Origin of the sequence: Sphingomonas sp. 7/4-4 (genome assembly GCF_027941955.1) — a bacterium.
Lineage (GTDB): Bacteria > Pseudomonadota > Alphaproteobacteria > Sphingomonadales > Sphingomonadaceae > Sphingomonas.
The window spans coordinates 3,461,998-3,485,777 of the sequence record NZ_CP115960.1 but is presented as its reverse complement, the minus strand read 5'-3'; the positions used below and the strand labels follow the sequence as shown (position 1 = coordinate 3,485,777).

General features: G+C 67.1%; 15 protein-coding genes and 9 pseudogenes. 6 read left to right on the top strand and 18 right to left on the bottom strand.

Translation table 11 applies throughout. The features are described 5' to 3' along the window. Positions 1-113 precede the first annotated feature (113 nt). Positions 114-1,118, bottom strand: a complete 1,005-nt coding sequence (locus PIB19_RS17805; RefSeq protein ID WP_271238401.1) for a fumarylacetoacetate hydrolase family protein — start codon at positions 1,116-1,118, stop codon at positions 114-116. 214 nt (positions 1,119-1,332) lie between these two features. Between PIB19_RS17805 and PIB19_RS17800 the strand changes: the two are divergent. Further along, a pseudogene (locus tag PIB19_RS17800) lies at positions 1,333-2,621 on the top strand (adenylosuccinate synthase). 46 nt (positions 2,622-2,667) lie between these two features. Here PIB19_RS17800 and PIB19_RS17795 read toward each other — a convergent pair. From PIB19_RS17795 to PIB19_RS17750, 10 genes and pseudogenes are all read right to left on the bottom strand, one after another. After that, positions 2,668-2,964 carry a hypothetical protein gene (locus PIB19_RS17795; RefSeq protein ID WP_271238400.1) on the bottom strand — a complete coding sequence of 99 codons (297 nt, stop codon included), beginning with the start codon at positions 2,962-2,964 and terminating at the stop codon, positions 2,668-2,670. 128 nt (positions 2,965-3,092) lie between these two features. Further along, positions 3,093-4,158 (bottom strand): annotated as a pseudogene (aroC, locus tag PIB19_RS17790) (chorismate synthase). Then, positions 4,155-4,682 (bottom strand): GNAT family N-acetyltransferase, encoded by a 528-nt coding sequence (locus PIB19_RS17785; RefSeq protein ID WP_271238399.1) that lies wholly within the window; start codon positions 4,680-4,682, stop codon positions 4,155-4,157. The pseudogene aroC and the gene PIB19_RS17785 overlap by 4 nt, the downstream one beginning before the upstream one ends. Next, positions 4,679-5,481, bottom strand: a pseudogene (fabI, locus tag PIB19_RS17780) (enoyl-ACP reductase FabI). The gene PIB19_RS17785 and the pseudogene fabI overlap by 4 nt, the downstream one beginning before the upstream one ends. Further along, positions 5,459-6,427, bottom strand: a complete 969-nt coding sequence (locus PIB19_RS17775; RefSeq protein ID WP_271238398.1) for a YihY/virulence factor BrkB family protein — start codon at positions 6,425-6,427, stop codon at positions 5,459-5,461. Before PIB19_RS17775 ends, fabI begins: the two are co-directional and overlap by 23 nt. 6 nt (positions 6,428-6,433) lie before the next feature. After that, the gene (locus tag PIB19_RS17770; RefSeq protein ID WP_271238397.1) at positions 6,434-7,360 is read right to left on the bottom strand and encodes a J domain-containing protein; all 927 of its coding nucleotides are present in this window, start codon (positions 7,358-7,360) and stop codon (positions 6,434-6,436) included. Between the two features lie 110 nt (positions 7,361-7,470). After that, positions 7,471-8,360, bottom strand: a pseudogene (locus PIB19_RS17765) (transglutaminase family protein). 5 nt (positions 8,361-8,365) lie between these two features. Further along, a pseudogene (locus PIB19_RS17760) lies at positions 8,366-10,848 on the bottom strand (circularly permuted type 2 ATP-grasp protein). A 103-nt stretch (positions 10,849-10,951) separates the two neighbouring features. Further along, positions 10,952-11,827: an LOG family protein gene (locus tag PIB19_RS17755; protein ID WP_271238396.1), complete on the bottom strand. Its 876-nt coding sequence runs from the start codon at positions 11,825-11,827 to the stop codon at positions 10,952-10,954. Positions 11,828-11,860: 33 nt separating this feature from the next. Further along, positions 11,861-12,520, bottom strand: a complete 660-nt coding sequence (locus PIB19_RS17750; RefSeq protein ID WP_271238395.1) for an extensin family protein — start codon at positions 12,518-12,520, stop codon at positions 11,861-11,863. A 149-nt stretch (positions 12,521-12,669) separates the two neighbouring features. On the opposite strand from PIB19_RS17750, the gene PIB19_RS17745 reads away from it, so the two are divergent. The 5 genes and pseudogenes from PIB19_RS17745 to PIB19_RS17725 all read left to right on the top strand — a co-directional run bounded on the left by PIB19_RS17745 (position 12,670) and on the right by PIB19_RS17725 (position 18,106). Beyond that, complete coding sequence (locus PIB19_RS17745) at positions 12,670-13,557, top strand: alpha/beta hydrolase (RefSeq protein ID WP_271238394.1); 888 nt, start codon at positions 12,670-12,672, stop codon at positions 13,555-13,557. Between the two features lie 185 nt (positions 13,558-13,742). Then, a pseudogene (locus tag PIB19_RS17740) lies at positions 13,743-14,901 on the top strand (phosphoserine transaminase). Between the two features lie 98 nt (positions 14,902-14,999). After that, a pseudogene (gene serA / locus PIB19_RS17735) lies at positions 15,000-16,576 on the top strand (phosphoglycerate dehydrogenase). Positions 16,577-16,622: 46 nt separating this feature from the next. Further along, a complete protein-coding gene (locus tag PIB19_RS17730) occupies positions 16,623-17,012 on the top strand; it encodes an endonuclease domain-containing protein (RefSeq protein ID WP_271238393.1) in 390 nt (129 codons plus the stop codon). Continuing rightward, a pseudogene (locus PIB19_RS17725) lies at positions 17,013-18,106 on the top strand (ATP phosphoribosyltransferase regulatory subunit). A gap of 89 nt (positions 18,107-18,195) precedes the next feature. Here the strand turns inward: PIB19_RS17725 and PIB19_RS17720 are convergent. The 7 genes and pseudogenes from PIB19_RS17720 to PIB19_RS17690 form a co-directional block, all read right to left on the bottom strand. Further along, positions 18,196-18,318, bottom strand: a complete 123-nt coding sequence (locus tag PIB19_RS17720; protein WP_271238392.1) for a hypothetical protein — start codon at positions 18,316-18,318, stop codon at positions 18,196-18,198. A gap of 5 nt (positions 18,319-18,323) precedes the next feature. Beyond that, positions 18,324-19,094 carry a mannitol dehydrogenase family protein gene (locus tag PIB19_RS17715; RefSeq protein ID WP_271238391.1) on the bottom strand — a complete coding sequence of 257 codons (771 nt, stop codon included), beginning with the start codon at positions 19,092-19,094 and terminating at the stop codon, positions 18,324-18,326. Continuing rightward, on the bottom strand, positions 19,073-19,627 hold the full coding sequence (locus tag PIB19_RS17710; RefSeq protein WP_271238390.1) for a hypothetical protein: 555 nt from the start codon (positions 19,625-19,627) through the stop codon (positions 19,073-19,075). The genes PIB19_RS17715 and PIB19_RS17710 overlap by 22 nt, the downstream gene beginning before the upstream one ends. Positions 19,628-19,670: 43 nt before the next feature. Beyond that, positions 19,671-20,669, bottom strand: coding sequence for an aspartyl protease family protein (locus PIB19_RS17705; protein WP_271238389.1), 999 nt, complete (start codon positions 20,667-20,669; stop codon positions 19,671-19,673). Between the two features lie 41 nt (positions 20,670-20,710). Next, positions 20,711-23,042: pseudogene (locus PIB19_RS17700) on the bottom strand (ligase-associated DNA damage response DEXH box helicase). Between the two features lie 122 nt (positions 23,043-23,164). Beyond that, on the bottom strand, positions 23,165-23,329 hold the full coding sequence (locus tag PIB19_RS17695) for a hypothetical protein (protein ID WP_271238388.1): 165 nt from the start codon (positions 23,327-23,329) through the stop codon (positions 23,165-23,167). A gap of 104 nt (positions 23,330-23,433) precedes the next feature. Then, positions 23,434-23,778, bottom strand: a complete 345-nt coding sequence (locus tag PIB19_RS17690; RefSeq protein ID WP_271238387.1) for a hypothetical protein — start codon at positions 23,776-23,778, stop codon at positions 23,434-23,436. Between the last annotated feature and the right edge of the window lie 2 nt (positions 23,779-23,780).

Genomic DNA, 23,780 nt, shown 5'->3' with positions numbered 1-23,780 from the left:
CAGCGAGCCCATCGAATGGCTCGGGAAAAGAAGGAAAGACCGGGCATCGAGCCCGACTTTCCTTACCCACCCTAACCCCTCCCTTGCAGGGAGGGGAAGAACCTCGATACGGCCTAGCCGCCGACAATCTGCTCGATCACGCCGAAGATCGCGTGGTGCCGGTCGTCCTCGGCCCAGATGCGCACGGTGTCCCCGGCCTTGAGGAAGGGTGTTTCGGGCTTGCCGCCGCGGATCGTCTCGATCGTGCGCACTTCGGCAAGACACGAATAGCCGACGCCACCTTCGCTCACCGGCTTGCCCGCGCCGCCATCGGCATCGCGGTTCGAGACCGTGCCCGATCCGATGATCGTTCCCGCCCCCAGCGCGCGCGTCTTCGCGGCGTGCGTGATCAGCGTCCCGAAATCGAAGGTCATGTCCTCGCCCGCCTCGGCGCGGCCGAAGGGCTTGCCGTTGAGGTCGACCATCAATTTGCGGTGGAGCTTGCCGTCCCGCCACCAGTCGCCGAGCGCGTCGGGAGTGACGAACACCGGCGAGAAGGCGCTCGCCGGCTTGGACTGGAAGAAGCCGAAGCCCTTGGCGAGCTCGCCCGGGATGAGGTTGCGCAGGCTCACATCGTTGGTGAGGCCGACCAGCCGGACCGCCGCCAGTGCCTCTTCACGCGAGGCGCCGAGCGGCACGTCGCCGGTCACCACCACCACTTCCGCCTCGAGATCGCAGCCCCAGGCCTCGTCGGCGAGCGGGATCGGATCGCGCGGGCCGAGGAAATTGTCCGAGCCACCCTGGTACATCAGCGGATCCTGCCAGAAGCTCTCGGGCATCTCGGCGCCGCGTGCCTGCCGGACCAATGCGACATGGTTCACATAGGCCGAGCCGTCCGCCCATTGATATGCCCGCGGCAGCGGCGATGCCGCCATCCGCTCGTGGAAACGCAGCATCGGGATCGTTTCGTGCCCGAGATCGGTGGCGAGATTGCGAAGATCACCCTCCACCTGATCCCAATTGTCGAGCGCCGCCTGCAGCGTCGGCGCAATCGTGGTCGCATCGGCGCACCGCGCCAGATCGTCCGACACCACGACGAGCTTGCCGTCGCGGCCGTGCTTCAGGCTGGCCAGTTTCATCCATTCTCTCCCGTTTCGATCAGCATAGGGCCGCCGACGCCCAAGTCGAGCGGTTGAGTCGCGCGCCCGAGCCCATAAGCACTTGACGCGACCCGCGCCGGACGCCATTGGCCCCGCGGCTTCGGGGCACTTCCCCGGCCCCGATACCGCCCGGTCGCCGAGTCCTGTCGAAGGGCGGCCTTGGGTCCGCCCCGGCAGGCGGAGAATTGTATTCATGGCAAATGTCGCAGTGATCGGCGCCCAATGGGGCGATGAGGGCAAGGGCAAGATCGTCGACTGGCTCGCCGAGCGCGCCGATGTCGTCGTGCGCTTCCAGGGCGGCCACAATGCCGGGCACACCCTCGTCGTCGGCGAGAAGGTCTATAAGCTCTCCTTGCTCCCTCGGGCATCGTCCGCGGCACGCCCAGCGTCATCGGCAACGGCGTGGTGCTCGATCCCTGGGCGCTGCGCGACGAGATCGAGAAACTGCGCGGCCAGGGGATCCATGTCACGCCGGACACGCTCAAGATCGCCGACACCTGCCCGCTGATCCTGCCCTTCCACCGCGATCTCGACGCACTGCGCGAAGACGCCAGCGGCACGGGCAAGATCGGCACCACCCGCCGCGGCATCGGCCCGGCTTATGAAGACAAGGTCGGCCGCCGCGCGATCCGGGTGTGCGATCTCGCCCATCTCGACGAATTGGGGCCGCAGCTCGATCGCCTCGCCGCGCATCACGACGCGCTGCGCGCCGGTTTCGGCGAGCCGCCGATCGACCGCGACCGGCTGGTCAAGGATCTTCGCGAGATCGCCGGCTTCGTCCTCCCCTTCGCCGAGCCGGTGTGGCGGATGCTGAATGAGGCGCGCGGACGCGGGCGCCGCATCCTGTTCGAAGGCGCGCAGGGCGTGCTGCTCGACATCGATCACGGCACCTATCCCTTCGTGACCTCGTCCAACACCGTCGCGGGCACCGCAGCGGCCGGATCGGGGCTCGGGCCGAGCGCGGTCGGCTTCGTGCTGGGGATCGCCAAGGCCTATACGACGCGCGTCGGCTCGGGGCCTTTCCCGAGCGAGCAGGATAATGACGTGGGCGAGCGGCTCGGCACGCGTGGCCGCGAGTTCGGCACCGTCACCGGGCGCAAGCGCCGCTGCGGCTGGCTCGATGCGGTGCTGCTGCGCCAGTCGGTCGCGGTCTCCGGCATCACCGGCATCGCGCTCACCAAACTCGACGTGCTCGACGGGTTCGACGAGATCCGCGTGTGCACGGGCTATACGCTGCGCGGCGAGGCGCTGGATTATTATCCGGCGAACGCCGCGGATCAGGCGGGAGTGGAGGCGGTCTACGAGACCATGCCCGGCTGGCACGAATCGACCGCGGGTGCGCGCAGCTGGGCCGAACTGCCCGCTGCGGCGATCAAATATATCCGTCGGGTGGAAGAGCTGATCCAGTGTCCGGTGGCTCTGGTATCGACGAGCCCCGAGCGCGAGGACACCATTCTGGTCCGCGATCCCTTCGCGGACTGAATCGAAAAGCTGGGCCCCGGCGACACTGCCGCCGGGGCCCCGCCGCTTAACGCTGCGGTGTCGGTGTGGCCGGCTCGGGCGCCGGCGTGGTGCTGGCGTTCGGATCGGGCGTCGGCTCGGTGGTCCCGCTCCCGCTCGTGCCGCTGTCGGGCGCCGGTGCGGTGCTGGTGTCGGCGCTCGGATCGCTCTTGTCTTTCTTGTGCTTCTTGTGGTCCGGGCTGGTCGTGCTGTCCGGCGAAGTCGCCGACGGCTCCTGGCTGGGCGTCGACTGGGGTGTTTCCTGAGCCACTGCAACAGCCGGGAAGATCAGGGCCCCGGCAAGGAACAACGAAAGCTTACGCATGTTTTACACTCCTGCAGGTTGATAACTTGCAGGAATTGAACGGGTCTGCCGGCCGCTGGTTGCGTGCAGGCAGGACGCTTCGCCGCTGTAACAAAACCGATTAACCGCGAGCTGACCCTATCGCGGGATCAGCCGCACTGCGCCCGATGCAATAATTTCTGATCGGCGAGCACCAGCGCAACCATCGCCTCGACTACCGGCGCGCCGCGGATGCCGACGCAGGGGTCGTGCCGCCCCTTGGTCCGGATCTCGGTAGCCTCGCCTTCGCGATTGATCGTCTCGACCGGCGTCAGGATCGAGCTGGTCGGCTTGAACGCGACCCGCACCAGCACCGGCTGCCCCGTCGAGATTCCTCCGGCGATGCCTCCCGCATGGTTGGCAAGGAAGTGCACGCCATGGTTCCCAGGCCGCATCGCATCGGCATTCTGCTCGCCGGTGAGCGTCGCCGCGGCGAAACCGTCGCCGATCTCGACACCCTTGACTGCGTTGATCGACATGCACGCTGCCGCCAGCTCGCTGTCGAGCTTGGCGTAGAGCGGTGCGCCCCAGCCGGGCGGCACCCCGGTCGCCTCGCAGGCGATCACTGCGCCCAATGACGAACCCGCCTTGCGCGCATCGTCGACCAGCGTCTCCCAGCGCACCGCTGCGGCGGCATCGGGGCAGAAGAACGGGTTGTTGTCGATTTCGGCCGCGTCGAAATTGGCGGGATCGATCGCATCGCCGCCGATCGCCTCGACCCAGGCGCGGATCCTCACTTCGGGAATGGCGAGCCGCGCCACTGCGCCGGCAGCGACTCGCGCCGCGGTCTCGCGCGCCGAGGAACGCCCGCCGCCGCGATAATCGCGGAAGCCGTATTTCTGGTCATAAGCGTAATCGGCGTGGCCGGGGCGATAGGCCACCGCGACCTCCGAATAGTCCTTCGAGCGCTGGTCGACATTCTCGATCTGCAGGCTGATCGGCGTGCCGGTGGTGCGCCCTTCGAACACGCCCGAGAGGATGCGGACCTGATCCGGCTCCTGCCGCTGCGTGGTGAAGCGCGACTGGCCCGGCCGGCGCTTGTCGAGGAAGGGCTGGATATCGGCCTCGGACAGCTCCAGCCCCGGCGGGCAGCCGTCGACCACCGCGCCCAGCGCGGGCCCGTGGCTCTCCCCAGGTGGTGAAGCGGAAGACGCGTCCGAAGGTGTTGAAGCTCAAGAGTTCCCGCCCAGCTGTGCGAACGCCCTTGCGTGCGTCGCCGCTCCGCGCTCGCCGCACGGCATGGCGCCACCCTGGAGCGGCAGCGCCATCAGATAGTCGCCCGCATAACGCGAGGCAAATCCGCGCGCCCAATCGGCTGAAAAGCCGAAACGTCCGTAATAAGCGGGATCGCCCAGCACGAAGACGAGCATCGCCCCGGCATCGGCGAGTTGAGCAAGGCTGGCGCGGACGAGGGCCTCGGCGACGCCTTGACCACGCTGGCCGGCATCGACCGCGAGCGGCGCGAGCGCCACTGCCGCGATCGACTTGCCACCGATCTCCACCGTCATCCGGCTATAGACGATGACCCCGGCAAGCGCGCCGCTCTCCTCGTCATCGGCGACGAGCGTCAGCACCATGTCGCCGTCGACGCACAGCCGCTGGACCAGCATGGCCTCGTCGGGCGCGGGAAAGGCACGCCGCAGCAACGCGTCGATCGCGGCCACGTCCCCGCCCGTCGCGGGGCGGATCGCGATGCTCACACCAATGCGATGTCAGGTGCGTCTTCGGCCTTCATGCCGATGACGTTGTATCCGGCATCGACATGATGCGTCTCGCCGGTCACGCCCGAGGCAAGGTCCGAGAGCAGATACAGCCCGGCGCCGCCGACATCCTCGATGGTGACGTTGCGCTTGAGCGGCGAATTGAGCTCGTTCCACTTCAGGATCAGGCGGAAATCACCGATGCCCGATGCGGCCAGCGTCTTGATCGGCCCCGCCGAGATCGCATTGACGCGGATATTGTCGCGGCCGAGATCGACTGCGAGATATTGGACGCTGGTCTCCAGCGCAGCCTTGGCGACACCCATCACATTGTAATGCGGGATCACCTTCTCGGCGCCGTAATAGCTGAGCGTGAGCAGGCTGCCGCCGTTCGGCATCATCTTCGATGCCCGCTGCGCCACCGCGACGAACGAATAGACGCTGATATTCATCGTCATCAGGAAATTGTCGAGGCTGGTGTCGACATAGCCGCCGCGCAACTCGTTCTTGTCCGAGAAGCCGATGGCATGAACGACGAAGTCGATCGTCGGCCAGCGCTCCGCCAAAGTCGCGAAGGTCTTGTCGAGCTCGGTCATGTCGGAGACGTCGCACTCGATCAGGAAGTCTTGGCCGAGCTGTTCGGCAAGCGGACGCACGCGCTTCTCGATCGCTTCGCCCTGATAGCTGAACGCGAGTTCCGCGCCCTGCTCGCGCAGCTTCCGGGCAATCCCCATGCCAGCGAACGATCGTTCGCCAGGCCCATGATCAGCCCGCGCTTACCCTGCATCAATCCCGTCACTACGCTCCGTCCTCCTTATCGCGCGCCCCTCTACTCTGTCCGGCACCGGTTCGGCTAGGGCGGCGTTGAGTTCGGCGCCGGCGACCATGCCGAGCCCGATCAGATAGAAGAAGATCAGCACGATCATCACGCCGGCCAGGCTGCCATAGGTCAGGTCATAGCTGCCGAGCAGGGACAATACGCGCGGCAGCATCGACGTGACGAACAGCCACCACAAGGTGATGAAGGCCGGCCCCGGCCATTTCGGGCAGTTCGAATAGCGATAGCGGCTCGGAGTCAGCGAATAGAACAGCATGTACAAGGCGCCGAACAGCACCAATGCCGGCAACGCCTTGGTGGCGGCGACGATCGCCTGCGCCTGCGATGCCCAGGGCAGCAACCGGTAGATGAATTGCTCGACGCCGGTCAGAAGCACCTGGAAGCTGAACGCGGCCATCGCGAGGATCACCGAAGCGACGCTGATCCCGATCGCGCCCAGCCGGTAGCGCCAGAAGGGCGTGCTCGACGTTACCCCATAAGACTGGCGAAGGATCCCGCGCAGCGTCTCGATGAAGCCGGCGGTGGTCCATAGCCCGACGATCGCGCCGAACCACAGCAGATTTCCCGTGCGCGCCTGGAGCACGTCGGCGGCCGGCTTGCGAAGCACTTCGCCCACGTCGGGCGGCATGGTCTGCAGGAATGCCTCGAGCGTCCGGATGCCTTCGGCGCTGCGGCCGACCAGCTGGGCGATCGCCGCAGCGACGATCAGGAACGGAAACAGCGTGACGAGCGAAAGATAGGCGAAGTTGCCGGCATAGGTGAACCCTTCGTTGAAGGTGTCCGTCGCCACGCGCCCGATGACGTGGAAGAATCTGGGCCCGAAACCGACCCTGCCCATCGCCGCGCGAATACGGGCACCGAGCCCGGGCCTCGCCTCGGCGGCGGCGGCGGATTCCGCTTCTCTCACAAGGGCTCAGACGCCCATGCGGCCACGCGGGTTCCCCTTGTCCTGCCAGCCCTGCACGAACTCGACCAATGCGTCGTCGTCGACCGGCAAGTCGACCATCAGCGTGACCAGCAGGTCGCCCCGCCCGCCGCCCTTCTTGTGGAAGCCGCGCCCCTTCAGGCGCAGGACTTTGCCCGAGGTCGAGCCCTTGGGAACCTTGAGCATCACTGCGCCGTCGGGGGTGGGCACACGCACTTCGGCACCGAGCACCGCTTCGGACAGGCTGACCGGCAGGTCCAGCCGGATATCGTCGCCGGATCGCTCGTAGAAGCGGTGCGGCTGGACATCGATCGTGACGATCGCGTCGCCGAAGCCACCCGGGCCTTCCTCGCCCTTGCCGGCGAGCCGCATCTGGGTCCCGGTCTCGACTCCCGCGGGCAGCTTGAGGTCGATCGTCTTGCCGTCGCGCAGCATGATCCGCTGCGGCGCGAGCTTCGCCGCATCCTCGAAGGCCACGGCGAGGCGGTAGGCGACGTTCGCGCCCTTCGCCGCGGGCCTGCGCCCGAAGCCGCCGAAACCGCCGCTGAAGCCGCCGCCTCCGCGTCGCCCGGCGCCGCCGCCGAACAGCCCCTCGAAAATGTCGCCGATATCGCCGGCCTCGCCGCCGAAATCGGGGCGGAATCCGCCCTGCGGGCCGCCCGCGCCGCCGCCGAAGCCGAACGGCGCGGTGGGATTGCCGTCGCCGTCGATCTCGCCGCGGTCGAAACGCGCGCGCTTGTCCTTGTCGCTCAGCAGGTCATAAGCCGAGGCGATCTGGCTGAAGCGTTCGGCAGCCTTGGGATTGTCCTTGTTACGGTCGGGGTGCAGCTCCTTGGCGAGCTTGCGATAGGCCTTTTTGATGTCGGCCTCGCTCGCGCCCCGCGCTACGCCCAGAGTTGCATAAGGATCGGCCACGCATTTCCCCGTTCGAAAATCACCAGATTCGAGCGCCCCTTACAGGAGCATTTCGCCCGCGAACATCGGCGCGACATGCACTTTGCGCAAGATCGGCTTAGGGTCTGCACTCAGGCAGGGATCGGTTCCAGCGGCTCGACATCGACCGAGACGTGCATTTTCTGCGCGCCGTAACCGAGAACGATCCCGTCGATCGGCGCGACATCGGAATAGTCGCGGCCGATCGCGACGACGATATGATCGCCCGCCATCCAGATGCCGTTGGTGGGATCGACGCCGACCCAGCCGAGCTGCGGCCCCGCCCAGACGAGCACCCAGGCATGCGTCGCATCGGCGCCGACGAGCCGGGGCTGGCCCGGCGGCGGCAGGGTGCGGATATAGCCCGAGGCATAAGCGGCGGGGAGCCCGGCGGCGCGCAGCCCCGAGATCATGATCTGCGCGAAATCCTGGCAGACGCCGCCGCGCTTGCGGAACGCCTCGCCCGGCACGGTATCGACGAGCGTGGCGGTGGGATCGAAATCGAACTCGCGCTGGATGCGCAGCGCCAGCGCGATTGCCGCGTCGAGCACGCCGCGCCCGGGATCGAGATCGGCCGCGCACCATTCCGCGATCTCGCGGTCGAGCGGGATCAGCGGCGAGGGAAAAGATAGGCCGCGGGTCCCGCCGGGGAGGCATCGCGGCTGGCGCGTGCCCATTCGGCGATTTGGGCGAGCGCGGGATCGGAAGGCGCGGGCACCGGGATAGCGCGATCGACATGCACGCGGGCGCGGCTCTCGATGGTGAGGGTGCGGGAAGGCTGCTCGACCACGAGGCGGACGACATTGGCGAGCCCCGCCTCGGCGCGGGCGGGGAAGGCACGGCCCTGCGGCTCGATGATCAGCGCATAATCCTCGACCGTCTGGCCCGACCACAGGATCGGCTTGAGGCGAAGGTTGTTGCGCGCGAAGGCGACGGGCTGGGCATAATCGAACCGCGTCACATGGCGGATTTGGTACAGCATGTGGATTAGGCCAGAACCAGGCCGGCGGCGCGCAGCGGTTCGGCGCCGTGGAGGAAGTAACGCCTTGCGACTGCTCCGGAGAGATTCGTCAGCCGGAACTCCAGATCGCCCAGCATCGCATCGCTCAGCCGGGTCGCGTTCGCCGTGACGAGCAACGCCGCGATCTCGCGCGCCTGCGCCTGCTGGGCTTCGGCGAGGCCGTCGTCGGAAAGCACCGGCAGGCTGTTGAGATGCGCCGAGATCGCCGCGACCTGAAAGGCCAGCGCCCGGGGGTTGTTGGGATCGAGGGTCACCAGATCGAGCACGGGCACGCGCGCCATCCCGGTCAGATAGCGCTGGCGATAGCTGATCTGACTGTCCATCAGATCGAGCAGGGTGGACAGATCGTCGGCGGTCGCGTCGGGCCCGCCGAACGTACGAATGAACCGGATCGCGCTCAACGCGCGCTCGATCCGCCGCCCGATATCGTGGAAGCGCCACGCGTCGGTGCGCGTCATATGCTCGCTCGCAAGGCCGTTGAGCGCCGAATAGCGACGCTGGAGCGACCCGGCCTTGTCGAGCAGCACCCCGCGCTGCGGGAAAGGCGCGTCGAGCAGGCGGATCATGTCGGCCGAGAGCCGCTCGCGCGAAACTTCGCCGATCAGCCGCGCCTGCCGGTTGATCGCGCGGACGCTGTACCATTCGCCCTCGTCCTCCAGCGCGGTCCGGGCGAGCTGGGTCAGATCGGCGCGCTTGAGACCCTTGGGCTCGGGCGCCGCGCCCGAGGCGACGATCATCCGGGTGAGGCGCGCCACGGTATCGGCGGCGAGCGCCGCGCCCGTATCGGCGCTGATCGAATGACCCAGCAGCACGCGGAGCAGCCCGAGCAGCGCCTCGCCGCGCTCGAGATAGCGGCCGAGCCAGAACAGATTGTCGGCGACGCGGCTGGGCAGGGTCCCCGGATTGCGGCGAAGCTGGGTGGTGTCGTCCGAAGGCAGCAGCGAGACCGGCGCGACCGGATCGGGCCCGTGGACGCAGACATCGGCGGACCACATCCCCTCGCCCATCACCGCGGCGCGCAGATCGGGATGCTCGCCGATGCGCGCAAACCCGCCCGGAAGCACGATCCAGCGCCCCTCGCCGTCGCGTGCGGCGAAGACCCGCAGCGTGAACGGGCGCGGCGTCAGCGCGTCCTCGGCGACCACCGGCATGGTCGAGAGGCGCACGATCTCCTGCCCGACATAATCCTGCGGGCGGCGCGTCATGTCGTCGAGCAAGGCGGCGCGCTCGTCGGGATTCAGCGCCGCGCCGAGCGTCGCCTTGCCATCGGGAAGCCCGAGCGGAGCAACTCCGAACGCAGGGGCGACCAGCAGCGACTCCAGATTGGCGCCGACATGGTCGCGCTCGGCATCCTGCCCGCACCACCAGGTCGCGATGTTGGGCAGCTTGAGCGCCTCACCAATCAACACCTTCGCCAGCTGCGGCAGGAAGGCGGCGAAGGCAGGCGCTTCGAGCAGCCCGGCGCCGGGCGCGTTGGCGATGACAACATTGCCCGCGGCGATCGCGTCGATCACGCCGGGCACGCCGATCGTCGAATGCGAATCGAGCGCGAGCGGATCGAGCAGCCGCGGATCGAGCCGGTGCCACAAAGCGTCGACGCGCTTCATGCCCGCGATCGTGCGCACATAGAGCTTGTCGTCGAGCACCGCGAGATCGGCGCCTTCGACGAGCAGAAAGCCGAGATAGCGCGCGAGATGCGCCTGCTCGGCATAGCTCGGGTTGAGTCGGCCGGGGGTGAGCAAGGCGATGCGCGGCTCGGCACGCCGGCACGCCGCCGCGACGCCTTCGCGGAACGCGGCGAAGAAGGGGCATGACGCTCGATATTGAGGCGCGACTGAAGCTCGCCCAATGTCCGCGCGATCGCCAGCCGGTTCTCCAGCGCATAGCCCGCTCCTGCGGGCGCGCGGAGATGATCGGCGAGCACCCGCCACTCGCCGGACGGTCCCCGGCAGAGATCGGCCGCGACGAACTGGAGGTGATGGCCGCCGGGCGGCGTGAAGCGCGCGAGCGGACGCAGGAAGAAGGGGCTGCCGGTGACCAGAGCGGCGGGGACATGGCCGTCGGCGACGAGCTTCGCCTCGCCATACAGGTCCTGCAGGATGGTCTCGAGCAATTCGGCGCGCTGGGCGATGCCGTCGGCGATGCCGTCCCATTCGGTCTTTTCGATCAGCAGCGGGACGGGCGAGAGCGGCCAGGGGCGCTCCTCGCCCTCGTCGACGATGCGGAAGCCGGTGCCGATATCCTCGGCATGGCGCTGGGCGCGCTCGCGGGCGGGCTCGAGGCCGTCACCCGAGACGGCAGCCAGCTCCTCGAACAATGCCGCCCAGGCCGAATCGCGGCCACGCGCGCAGAGCACGTCGCTGTCGGGGACGTGCGCGCAATAATCCGCGATCCAGCGATCGGCGATGGTCGCGGCGTCGAACAACGATGTCGCGGCGCGGCTGGCCAAATGCGCTTCCTCCGAAGCCGCGGTGATGGGGAAAGCATGTTGCATGGCAACAAGGGAGATGCCCGGAGGCTCCCGCTGCCCCGTCACCGTGCGGACGGGTGTCTCAGCCCTTGGCCTGCTTGTCGCGCCAGAAATCCTGGACGATCCGCCAGCCCTCTTCCGCCGTCTCGACGAAATGGAACAGGCTCAGGTCGCGCGGGCCGATCACGCCTTCCTCGCACAACGCCTCGAAATTGACGACGCGCTGCCAGAAATCCTTGCCGTAGAAGAGGACGGGGATCGGGTCGATCTTGCCGGTCTGGATCAGGGTCAGCAGCTCGAAGCTCTCGTCGAACGTGCCGAAACCGCCCGGGAACACCGCGACGGCACGCGCGTGGAGCAGGAAGTGCATTTTCCGAAGCGCGAAATAGTGGAACTGCATCGACAGCGACGGCGTCACATAGGGATTGGGCGCCTGTTCGTGCGGCAGCACGATGTTGAGCGCCACGGTGTCCGCGCCGACGTCGCGTGCGCCGCGATTGGCGGCTTCCATGATCGAAGGGCCGCCGCCCGAGCACACCACGAAGTGCCGCTTGCCCGCTTCGTCGAGCGGGAAATTGCTCACCATCTGCGCCAGTTCGCGCGCGACATCGTAATAATGCGACTTCTCGATCAGCCGCTCGGCGATCTTCTTCTGCTCGGGCGTGTCGGCGAGATCGAGCAATGCCTTCGCCTTTTCGGGCTCGGGGATGCGCGCCGAGCCGTATACGACGAAGGTCGAGGCGATATTGGCCTCGTCGAGGATCAGTTGCGGCTTGAGCAATTCGAGCTGGAAGCGGACGGGCCGAAGATCCTCGCGCAACAGGAAGTCCATGTCCTGAAAGGCGAGGCGATAGGCCGGATGCTCGGTCTGGGGCGTGCCGCTGTTGGTGTTGGCGTTCTCGACTTCCTGCTGGGCGGGGCGGAAGACGCGGCTCGGGACGCGTGTGTCGTTGCTCATTTGGTCCGGCTTAGGCCGATCAGGGGCACTTGCCTAGGCGCAGAACGGTCCGCGGCCCATGTCGAGATGCAGGTGGTTGTAATGCGCGGCGTTGTAATCGGGGCCGAGCACCGTCCTGAAGCGCTTGCACGCCGAATTGTGGATCGTCGCGAAGAACTGGCGAACCGCCGGGTCGTCGGACTTCCAGCCGGTCTCGACACGGATCCTGCGTCCGTCGGCGAGGACGAAGCCGCCGACATCGACGGCGTTGCCGAGACCATGTTCCGACATCCGCCCTGAGGAACCACCGATGATCGCGCGGCACGAATAGGTGCCGAAGCTCTCGACGCGGACCAGCTCGCTGCCGAGAATCTGCTTCGCCGCGGGCGCCACTGCGAAGCGCACCCACGCCGTGAAGCTGCGCGCGAGCGGGCAGCGCATCGATTTGAGGTTGGTCACCGGCACGCCGATATCGAGCAATTGTACCGCGCCGGTGACGATGCAGCCGCTGCCGAAATCCCGATCGGGCAACGGCGAATAGCGGACCTGTTCGCGCGAGAGGTCGGCGAAGCATTGCTGCGTCTCGCGCGGTGTCGGCCCGGTGAGCGTGATCGGCCCCGATCTGCGTTCGCGAATCGGCGCCGGCCGGTCGTCGCTGTCGCCGCCGATGCAGCTGGTAAGGACCAAGGCGAGGAACAGGACGCCGATGCGCATGCCGCACGCATAGCACGGCGATTCTGAAGATCTCGCTGTTGTCCGTCGCACGCGAGCACCGGTTTGACTCTCGTCTTTGACTCTCGCTCTGGTAGCGCTACCATCACTTCTCAGGCGCCGCCCGAGACGGCCGCCGACCGGAGAGGCTCATGACCAGACTGCTCGCCGCCTTCGCCTGGGCGCTCGCCTTGCTCGCATCGCCGGCCTGGGCGCAGGATCCGCCCGCCACGCCGCAGCGGATCGCATTATGGGCCGATGGCGCGCCGGGATTCGAGAGCCGCAAGAACATCCCCGAACAGACCGAGGCCTATTGGCTCAAGCCGGTCAACGATCCGAGCATCACCTATTTCCCCGCCCGGCCTGGCCGTGAGACCGGTGCGGCGGTGTTGCTCATGCCCGGCGGTGCGCACGAATTCCTCGTCATCACCAGCGAAGGCAATGATGCCGCGCGCTGGTTCAACGAGCGCGGCATCGCCGCATTCGTGCTGCGCTACCGGCTCTTCCGCGGCAAGGATTCACCCTACAAGTTCGAGCATGCCCGGCAGGATGCCGAGCGCGCGATGCGGACCATCCGCAGCCGCGCCGGCCAATGGAAGCTCGATCCCCACAAGATCGGCGTGGTCGGCTTCTCCGCCGGGGGCGAGCTTGCGCGGGTGACCTTGCTCAGCCCGCCGGTGCCCGCGCCGGGAAAGGGCGACGCGATCGACCGGCTCTCGGCACGTCCCGATTTCGGCGTGCTGATCTTTCCGGGTCCGCTTCACGGCGAAGAGAAGATCACGCGCGATTCGCCGCCCTTGCTGATGACCGCGACCAATGACGACCAATGCTGCTCGCAGCCGATCATCGATTTGCTGGGCGCCTATCGCGCCGCGGGTGCCTCGTCCGAGCTCCATATGTATGCAGCAGGCGGGCACGCCTTCAACATGGGCGAGACGACTCCGATGGTCAGCCTGCGCAATTGGCCGGCACGGATCACCGACTGGATGACCGATCGCGGGCTGCTGGCGAAATGGCCGCCGGAACCGGCAAAACCCTAATTCGTCATCCCGGCGAAGGCCGGGGCCCAGAGCCTCATGCGACGCGCTTTGTAATTCTGGACCCCGGCCTTCGCCGGGGTGACGGCAGATGATCAACGAGTTGACATCGCGTCAGCCGCCGCTAGGGCCGTCGACGGGCCACGCGGTCCCAACGCCGCGCGTGCTCTCTGCAAGGAGAGACTGACATGAGTGATTCTGCCGTTACCGACGCCACAGCTGCGTCCACTGCCAAGCCCGCCACCAGGCCGGCACGCCCCTTTTCTCCTCCGGTCCCTGCGCCAAGCCTCCGGGCTGGGAAGCGTCGAAGCTCGCCAGCGAATCGCTCGGCCGCTCGCATCGCTCGAAGATCGGCAAGACCCGCCTGCAATATGCGATCGACCTGATGCGCGAGCTGCTGCAGCTCCCGGACACGCATCGCATCGGCATCGTTCCCGGATCAGACACCGGCGCCTTCGAGATGGCGATGTGGACGATGCTCGGGGCACGTGGCGTGACCACGCTCGCCTGGGAGAGCTTCGGTGAAGGTTGGGTCACCGATGCGGTCAAGCAGCTCAAGCTAGATCCGACGGTGCTCCGCGCCGATTACGGCCAGCTTCCCGATCTGACCCAGGTCGACTGGTCGAACGACGTATTGTTCACCTGGAACGGCACCACGTCGGGCGTCCGCGTGCCGAACGGCGACTGGATCCCCGACGACCGCGAAGGCCTGAGCTTCGCCGACGCGACCAGCGCAGTGTTCGCCTACGACCTGCCCTGGGACAAGATCGATGTCGCGACCTTCTCGTGGCAGAAGGTGCTGGGCGGCGAGGGCGGCCATGGCGTGCTGATCCTCGGCCCGCGAGCGGTCGAGCGGCTCGAGAATTACACCCGGCCTGGCCGCTGCCCAAGGTCTTCCGCCTGGTCGCCAAGGGCAAGCTCGCCGAGGGCGTGTTCAAGGGCGAGACGATCAACACCCCATCGATGCTCGCGGTCGAGGACGCGATCTTCGCGCTCGAATGGGGCAAGTCGGTCGGTGGCGCCAAGGGCTTGATCGCGCGGAGCGATGCCAATGCCGCCGCGCTCCAGAAGATCGTCGCGACACGCGACTGGCTCGGCAATCTCGCCGAAGACGAGTCGATCCGCTCGACCACCAGCGTGTGCCTGACGGTCGAGGGCGCCGACGAGGCGTTCATCAAGACGTTCGCCTCGCTGCTCGACAAGGAAGGCGCCGCCTATGACGTCGCCGGCTATCGCGACGCCCCCGCCGGACTGCGCATCTGGTGCGGCGCGACCGTCGACACCGCCGATATCGAGGCGCTCGGGCCGTGGCTCGACTGGGCCTACGAGACCGCGAAACAAGCTTGATCGTCACCCCGGCGAAGGCCGGGGCCCAGAATCACGAGCCACACCCTTTATAACCCTGGGCCCCGGCCTTCGCCGGGGTGACGGGGTGGAGAAATAAAATGCCCAAAGTCCTCATCAGCGACAAAATGGATCCCAAGGCCGCGCAGATCTTCCGCGAGCGCGGCGTCGAGGTCGACGAGATCACCGGCAAGACCCCGGAGGAGCTCAAGGCGATCATCGGCCAGTATGACGGCCTCGCGATCCGCAGCTCGACCAAGGTGACCAAGGAAATCCTCGAAGCCGCGACCAACCTCAAGGTCGTCGGGCGCGCCGGCATCGGCGTCGACAATGTCGACATCCCCTCGGCCTCGGCCAAGGGCGTGGTCGTCATGAACACCCCGTTCGGCAATTCGATCACCACCGCCGAGCATGCCATCGCCCTCATGTTCGCGCTCGCCCGCGACTTGCCCGAGGCCGACAAGTCGACCCAGGCCGGCAAGTGGGAGAAGAACCGCTTCATGGGCGTCGAAGTCACCGGCAAGACGCTGGGCCTGATCGGCGCGGGCAATATCGGCTCGATCGTCGCAGATCGTGCGCTGGGTCTCAAGATGAAGGTGATCGCCTATGATCCCTTCCTCACGCCCGAGCGCGCGCTGGAGATGGGCGTCGAGAAGATGACGCTCGACGATCTGCTGCTGCGCGCCGACTTCATCACGCTGCACACGCCATTGACCGACCAGACCCGCAACATCCTCAGCCGCGAGAATCTCGCCAAGACCAAGAAGGGCGTCCGCATCATCAATTGCGCGCGCGGCGGGCTGATCGACGAAGCGGCGCTCAAGGAAGGCCTCGAATCGGGCCATATCGGCGGCGCCGCGCTCGACGTGTTCGTGCAGGAGCCGGCGAAGGAATCGCCGCTGTTCGGCACCCCCAACTTCATCTCGACCCCCATCTCGGCGCCTCGACCAACGAAGCGCAGGTCAATGTCGCGATCCAGGTCGCCGAGCAGATGGCCGACTATCTCGTCTCGGGCGGCGTCACCAACGCGCTCAACGTGCCGTCACTCTCGGCCGAGGAAGCGCCGCGGCTCAAGCCGTACATGGCGCTTGCCGAGAAGCTCGGCAGCCTGATCGGCCAGCTCGCGCATGGCGAGATCGCCCGCGTCTCGATCCACAGCGAAGGCGCCGCGGCCGAATTGAACCAGAAGCCGATCGTCAGCGCCGTGCTCGCCGGGTTCCTCCGCGTCCATTCGGACACGGTGAACATGGTCAACGCGCCCTATCTCGCCAAGGAACGCGGCATGGAAGTCCGCGAAGTCCGCAACGAGAAGGAAGGCGACTACCACACGCTGCTGCGCGTCTCGGTCAAGACCGATGCCGGCGAGCGCTCGGTCGCCGGCACGCTCTTCTCGAACGCCCAGCCGCGCCTCGTCGAACTGTTCGGGATCAAGGTCGAGGCCGATCTGATCGGCAACATGCTCTACGTCGTCAACGAGGACGCACCGGGCTTCATCGGCCGGCTCGGCACCACGTTGGGCGAGGCGGGCGTCAATATCGGCACCTTCCACCTCGGCCGCCGCGATGCCGGCGGCGAAGCGGTGCTGCTGCTGTCGATCGACAACGAAGTCACTCCCGAGCTCGTCGCCACGGTTCGCGCGCTGCCCGGCGTGAAGACGGCGATGGCGCTCAAGTTCTGAACCCTATAGCCCTCTCCCCTCCGGGGAGAGGGTTGGGAGAGGGGCAGTGCCCAAGACCGACGAACGGTTGCTGGCCCGCGCCAGGCAAATGCGCGCCAATCCAACCTCCACAGAGGCGGCGATGTGGCGTATCCTACGGGCGAAGCAGTTCGAACGCGTCAAATTTGCTCGTCAGGTCGTCATCAATCCGTATATCGCCGATTTTGTCGCACGCTCTCACAAGCTGATCGTCGAGATCGACGGCGACACGCACGCTTTGTGCGAGGCAAAGGATGCCAGGCGGACCGCTTGGCTCGAGAGGCAGGGGTATCGCGTGATCCGATTCACGAACCACGAAGTCGGCAGCAACCTTGAAGGCGTCGCCCACAACATCCGCGCGGCGCTCGGGGAGACTGCCCCTCTCCCAACCCTCTCCCCAAGGGGGAGAGGGCTTTAGATGTCCGGCCTACTTCCCGAGGGTTTCCACGACCGTCTTCCCCCGCCGCCGATGCCGCGGCGGGGCTGGAGGCGCGCGTGCTCGGGGTGGCGCGGCTCTATGGCTATGAGCAGGTCGACCCGCCACTCGCCGAATTCGCCGACGAGCTCGCCTCGCGGCTCAAGGCGGGCGGGGTGCGCGACGCAGTGCGCTTCGTCGATCCCGTCTCGCAGCGCACGCTCGCGATCCGTCCGGACCTGACCGCCCAGGTCGGCCGCATCGCCGCGACCCGGATGGGGCACCATCCGCGTCCGGTGCGGCTTTCCTATGCCGGTGCGGTGGTCAAGCTCAGCGCCTCCGAACTCAACCCGCAGCGCGCGATGCGCCAGATCGGCGCCGAGCTGATCGGGCTCGACACCGTCGCGGCGGCGATCGAAGTGGTCCGTGTCGCGATCGAAGCGCTGCAGGCCGCGGGCGTCACCGGAATCGCGATCGACTTCACGCTCCCCGATCTCGCCGACACGCTCGCCGCCGATCTCGATCCCGGCACGCTGGCGCTGCTGCGCGACCGGCTCGACGCCAAGGACGCGGGCGGCGTCGCCGCGATCGACGCGCGCTGGCTGCCGCTGATCGAGGCGGCGGGACCGTTCGACGCTGCGATGGCACGGCTGCGCGCGATCGATGCGGGCAATGCGCTGGCGAGCCGGCTCGACGGACTCGCCCGGATCGCCGCGAGCGTCGACGGGCAGGCCGCCCTGACGCTCGACCCGACCGAGCGCCACGGCTTCGAATATCAGAGCTGGCTCGGCTTCTCGATTTTCGCGCGTGGTGTGCGCGGCGAGATCGGCCGTGGCGGCACCTACACGATCCTCCACGGCAATGGCCGCGAGGAGCCCGCGGTCGGCTTCTCGCTGTTCGCCGATCCGATCCTCGATGCCGGGCTGAGCGCCGGCGAGCGTCGCCGGCTGTTCCTGCCGTTCGGCACCGCTCCGGAAGCCGGCGCGAAGCTGCGCGCCGAGGGCTGGGTAACCGTTGCGGCGCTGGAGGCCGACGATACGCCCGAGGCGCAGCTCTGCACGCACGTGCTGGGCGCGGACGGACCCAAGCCACTCTGACCCCGGTGCTCCGGCGAAGGCCGGAGCCCTGGATTTCGAAGCGAATCGCTCGCCGCCGGCGCTCCGGCCTGCGCCGGAGCACGAAATAGCTATCGCGCCAGCAGCGGCGCGATCTCGCCTTGCGCGAAATACTGGAACGCCTCGCGCACCGCGGCGCGGTACCGTTCGTCGCCGGCGAGCCGAGCCCCGAAGACCGGCTCGACGCCGAGCATCGCCGTCACCGGATTGGCACTGGTCGCAGCGGCGGCGAGTGTGTCGGCGAGCGGATCGGTGACCGCCTCGCCTGCCTCGGCCTTGCGGCGCACGAACGCGATCCACGCCGCCACCGGCACCGCCAGCCGTTCGACGCTACGCCCGGCATCGAGCGCTGCGCGCGTGGTATCGAGCAGGCGATAGGAAGCTTCTGCGAGCCATCCCACGCGATCTGCGCGAGCAGATGGCGGATCTCGGGATTGCGGAAGCGGTTCAGCACGGCATCGGCATAAGCGGCCTTGTCGAGCCCCTCGACCGGCGCGAGCGAGGCGGCGATGTCCTGATGGACCAGCCGCGCGACGAAACCTTCGAGCGCGGCATCGGACATCGCTTCGAACACCGTCTCGTGCCCGCGCGCGAGGCCGACATAGGCCAGCGTCGAATGCGCGCCGTTGAGGATGCGGAGCTTGGCCTGCTCATAGCCGCGAACGTCGTCGGTGAGCGTCGCGCCTGCCGAAGCGAGATCCGGCCCGTCGGCCATGTCGAAGCGCTGGAGCACCCATTGGGTGAAGCTCTCGCGCTGGACCGCAGCCAGGTCCTCGACGCCCAGTGCATCCCGGACCTTGCCGAGAAACGCCGCATCGCTCGCCGGAGTGATCGAATCGACCATCGAATCGGGGAAGGCGACTTCGTCCGCGATCCAGTCGGCGAGCGCGACATCCTGCTCCCGCGCCAGCGCCACGCATGCAGCCCGAAGCTTGGCGCCGTTGCCGGTCATGTTGTCGCAGCACAGCATCGCGAAGGGCGGCAGCCCGGCGGTGCGGCGATCCCCAGCCCGGCGACGATCCAGCCGATCACGCTCGCCGGCTCGGCGGGCCGCTGGAGATCATGGACGATGTCGGGATGCGCGAAATCGAGACTGCCGTCGCCGGCAAGGCAATAGCCCTTCTCGGTCACGGTGCTCGTCGCGATCCGCACTTCCGGAGAGGCGAGCAGCTTGCGCAGCCGCGCGCCTTCGCCCGGGCCGATCGCATCCGAATGCGCCGCGATGATCCGCGTCGAGGGCTCCCGGTCGATCACCGCCAGCGTGTAGAGCCCGTCCTGCGCCTTCAACGCGTCGGTGGTGCTCCCGCTGCGCAGCGAAACCGCGGCGATCCCCCAGCGCGGATCCCCGTCGAGCAACCGATCGACATAAGCGGCCTGATGCGCGCGGTGAAAGGCACCGGGCCCGAAATGGACGATGCCGGTGCGGATGGCTTCGGGCGTATGGCCCGGGCGGGCGACGGTATCGGGAAGCGTAGCGAGCGATGCGCGGGACAGACGAGTCATGCGCCCGGCCAAAGCAGTCCCGGCGCGCCGAAGTCAATCCGGACTAATAGGATTGGACCGCCGAAGCCCCGCCCCCGCCGCGGATCCGCGAGCCCGTGGTGAATTTCTGGGCTTCCTTCGGCATCCGGAAGCGGACCTGCCGGTTGGGGAAATCGATATCGACGCTGCGGAAGCTGCGCAGCGCGTCCATGCCGAGCAGCAAGGCAGGGCGCTTGGTGAGACCGAAGCGCTCGAACGGCGCGACATCGGCGAATGCCACCGGCATCGATCCGAACATCACGTCGCCCACCTTGATATTGGGCACGGTGGTATAGTCGGCGAACGTCTTGACCCCGGTGACGTCGGTCAGCTCGATCGGCTGGGTCTTGCGGTGTCGCGTGACGCGCTTGCGCAGCGCGCTGTTGCCCATGCTCACCTGGCTGCCGGTATCGAGCACCACCTGGATGCGGGTGTTGCCGTAATAAGCGTCGGTGACGATGAGCTGACCGAACATGCTCTTGGCAGTCACGACGATCTCGTCACTGTCGGCGCGGCGGAATTTGGGGCGCTTCTCGCTCTTGCGCACTTCCATCGTGCCGCGCTCGAAATCGATCGTGACCTGATGGTCGCGGAGTGTGTCGATTCCCAGCAGCCCGATCGCGCCGAGATTGCGCGCCTCGAGCTTGGGCGCGACGACGCTGTGCTGAATACCGATCGACTTGATCATCAGGTCCGGCACCAGCACCGTGTCCACTTGGCTGCGCCCGGTCATCGACAGCAAGGTCACCGGATGGCCAGCGCTCAGCCGCAGCGTGTTGGCGAGCTCGCGCGAGACGACGGTGCGTTCGGCGCCGGTGTCTATGATGAAATTATAGGGGCCCTTGGTGTTGACCGCGACCGGCACCGTCAATCGCTGGTCGACCTCGCCGAGCGTCAGCAAGGTGGCTTCCATCACCGATTCAGGGCTGATCAGCTCGGGATCTTGCGGAGGCGCAGGAGGCGGAACAACGGGTGCCTCGATCGGCAATGTGAAGAGCAGGAGCGGATAAAGAACTCCAGACATGTAATAGCAATATACCTGCGCATGTTGCGCAGCAATCGAAATCAATCGATCCGCATCGCCTCCGCCGCGATGCCTTCCGCTTCGATCAGCAGCGCCTCCTCGCCGCTGCCCTGGGGGTGCGTTCGCGCCCGATCATGATCAGCACCGGCACCGCCATCGGGCTCACCCGCGGCAAGTCGATGTGCAGCATCGTGTCCGCGGCAGTGTCGAGCAGGCGCGCCAGCCGGCCGACATCGGTCATCCGCGCCCGCGCATCGGCCCAGGCGGCCCTGAGCAGCAGGTGATCGGGCTCGTATTTGCGGAGCACGTCATAAATCAGGTCGGTCGAGAAAGTGACCTGGCGCCCGCTCTTCTTCTTGCCCGGATGCTGGCGCTCGACCAGCCCGCCGATGATCGCCACTTCGCGGAAGGCTCGCTTGAGCAACGCCGATTGCTGCACCCAGTCGACGAATTCATGCTCCAGGATATCGGGCGAAAACAGCGCGGCAGGATCCTCGATCTTCTCGAGCCCGTACACCGCCAGCGCATAATCGTTGGCGACAAAGCCCAGCGGCTTGAGGCCCATCGCCTCCATTCGCCGCGTGATCAGCATGCCGAGCGACTGATGCGCGTTCCAGCCCTCGAAGCTGTAGGCGACCATGTGGTGCTTGCCTTCGTGCGGGAAGGTCTCGACGAGCAATTGCGCCGGCGCCGGGATCGCCGAGCGGCGCTCCTGCACTTCGAGCCACTCGCGGACATCGTCGGGAAAGCGCTGCCATTGATCGCGGTCGTGCAGATATTCGCGCACGCGATTGGCGAGCGTCGAAGTGATCGCCAATCGCGCGCCCATATAGGACACGTAGCGCGCCCGCTTTGCGCTCGCCCGCACGATCAGGTCGGTGAGTTCGACGCGTTCGACTTCGAGGCTCAGCCCGGCGAAGTAGAAGGTATCGCCCGGCGAGAGCGTCGAGCCGAAGCCTTCCTCGATCTTGCCCAGCTTGCGGCCGTTCTTGAAGCGCACGTCGAGCATCGGCGCCTCGACGATGATTCCGGCATTGAGCCGATGCTGCGCAACGAAGGCGGGTCTGGTGACGCGCCACAGCCCGTCCTGCCCGCGGGTCAGCCGCTTGAACTTGTCATAGGCGCGCAAGCTGTAGCCGCCATCGGCGATGAAATTGAGGACACTGTCGAAAACCTCCTGTTCGAGCGCTGAATACGGCAGTGCGCCGCGAACCTCGTGCAGCATTTCCGCAGCATCGAACGGTGCCGCGCATGCGCACGCCATGACATGCTGCGCCAGCACGTCGAGCGCGCCGGGACGGAAGATGTCCGGATCCAGCTCCCTTGCTCGACTGCGTCGAGCGCCGCGCGCGCCTCGAGATATTCGAAGCGATTGCCGGGCACCAGCACCGCCTCCGATGCCTCGTCGAGCCGGTGGTTGGCGCGCCCGATCCGCTGGAGCAGCCGCGACGAACCCTTGGGCGCGCCCATCTGGATCACGCAATCCACATCGCCCCAGTCGACTCCGAGATCGAGGCTCGCGGTCGCCACCAAAGCGCGCAATTTGCCGTCGGCCATCGCCTGTTCGGCGCGGCGTCGTGCCTCGAGGCTGAGGCTGCCGTGATGCACGCCGATCGGCAGCTTCATCTCGTTGACCTTCCAGAGCTGCTGGAAGACGAGTTCGGCGAGCCCGCGAGTGTTGCAGAAGACGATCGTGGTGCGGTGCGTCTCGATCTCGGCCATCACCTGTGGCATCGCATAGACGCCCGAATGCCCCGCCCAGGGCACGCGCCCCTCGGGGAGCAGGATCGCGATGTCGGGATCGGCGCCTTTCTCGCCCTGCACCAAGGTCACGGCATCGATGTCGCCATGCGGGGCGAGCCAGGCACGATAGCCGTCGGCATCGGCGACCGTCGCCGACAGCGCCACCCGGCGCATTCCGGGCGCGAGTCGCTGCAGCCGTGCCATCGCCAGCGCCAGCAGATCGCCGCGCTTGCCGGTGGCGAAGGCGTGGACCTCGTCGATCACTACGGTCTTCAGCCCGGCGAACATCGTGAGGCTGTCTTCGTAGGAGAGCAAAAGGCTCAGCGATTCGGGCGTGGTCAGCAATATCTCGGGCGGCCGCGCGCGCTGGCGGACCTTGCGCTCATGGGGCGTGTCGCCGGTCCGGGTCTCGACGCGGATCGAAAGGCCCATCTCCTCGATCGGGGTGAGCAGGTTGCGCTGTACGTCGACCGCGAGCGCCTTCAACGGCGATATATAGAGCGTGTGGAGCCCCTGGCCCGGCTGCTCGATCAGTTCGGCCAGGGTCGGCAGGAAGCCTGCGAGCGTCTTGCCCGCCCCGGTCGCCGCGACCAGCAATGCATGTTCGCCGCGTCGCGCGGCCGCGAGCATGTCGAGCTGGTGCCGGCGCGGGTGCCAGCCGCGCGCGGCAAACCAGTCGGTCAATATTCGGGGCAGTTCGGTGTCGGGCACCCGCCAGCGTTCGCGCGACTTGACGGTTCAGCGCAAGCCCTTCAGGCGACGCCGCCATTCTCGCGCGCTTTATCCTCTTTATCCTGCTGGTCGTAACGCCTCCGCGTGGCTTCCTCGGTATGCTTCACATCGCCGCGCGTGGCGCGATTGCGGAGCATCGCCCAGGCGATTGCGAGTGCGAGCAGGATCGGCCCGACGATCACCATGATGCTCTGCAGGGGCTCGATACGTCCATGACACACCTCGTTTCGAGTTTCGCCAGACCAACGAAGCCGCGGTCAGTTTCGATCCCGGGCGGGGGTAACGGCGCTCAGCGAAACTCTTGTACGACTTCGATCTTGCCGACGATGGCCGCGTTGAATGCATCGAGCGCTTCGGCCGGAATCCAATATTCCCGATGCGCCCGTCCGCCGGCATCCTGCACCGCATATTGATCGAGATAGTCACGGCGCACGGCAAAGCGCGTGACATAGCCGGAGCCGCTGTCTCGCACGTTCCAGTCGCGTGCGATTTTCACGGCATAGTCTTCGGTGGTGACCGGGTAGAAGATCGGTTGATCCGGAAGCCGCGGCGGAAACGCATGCATGCCGCTCTTGCGGATCAGATCCAGTTCGATGGGGCCGACGGGCCGCCAGAGAGTCACCGTTTCAATCATCC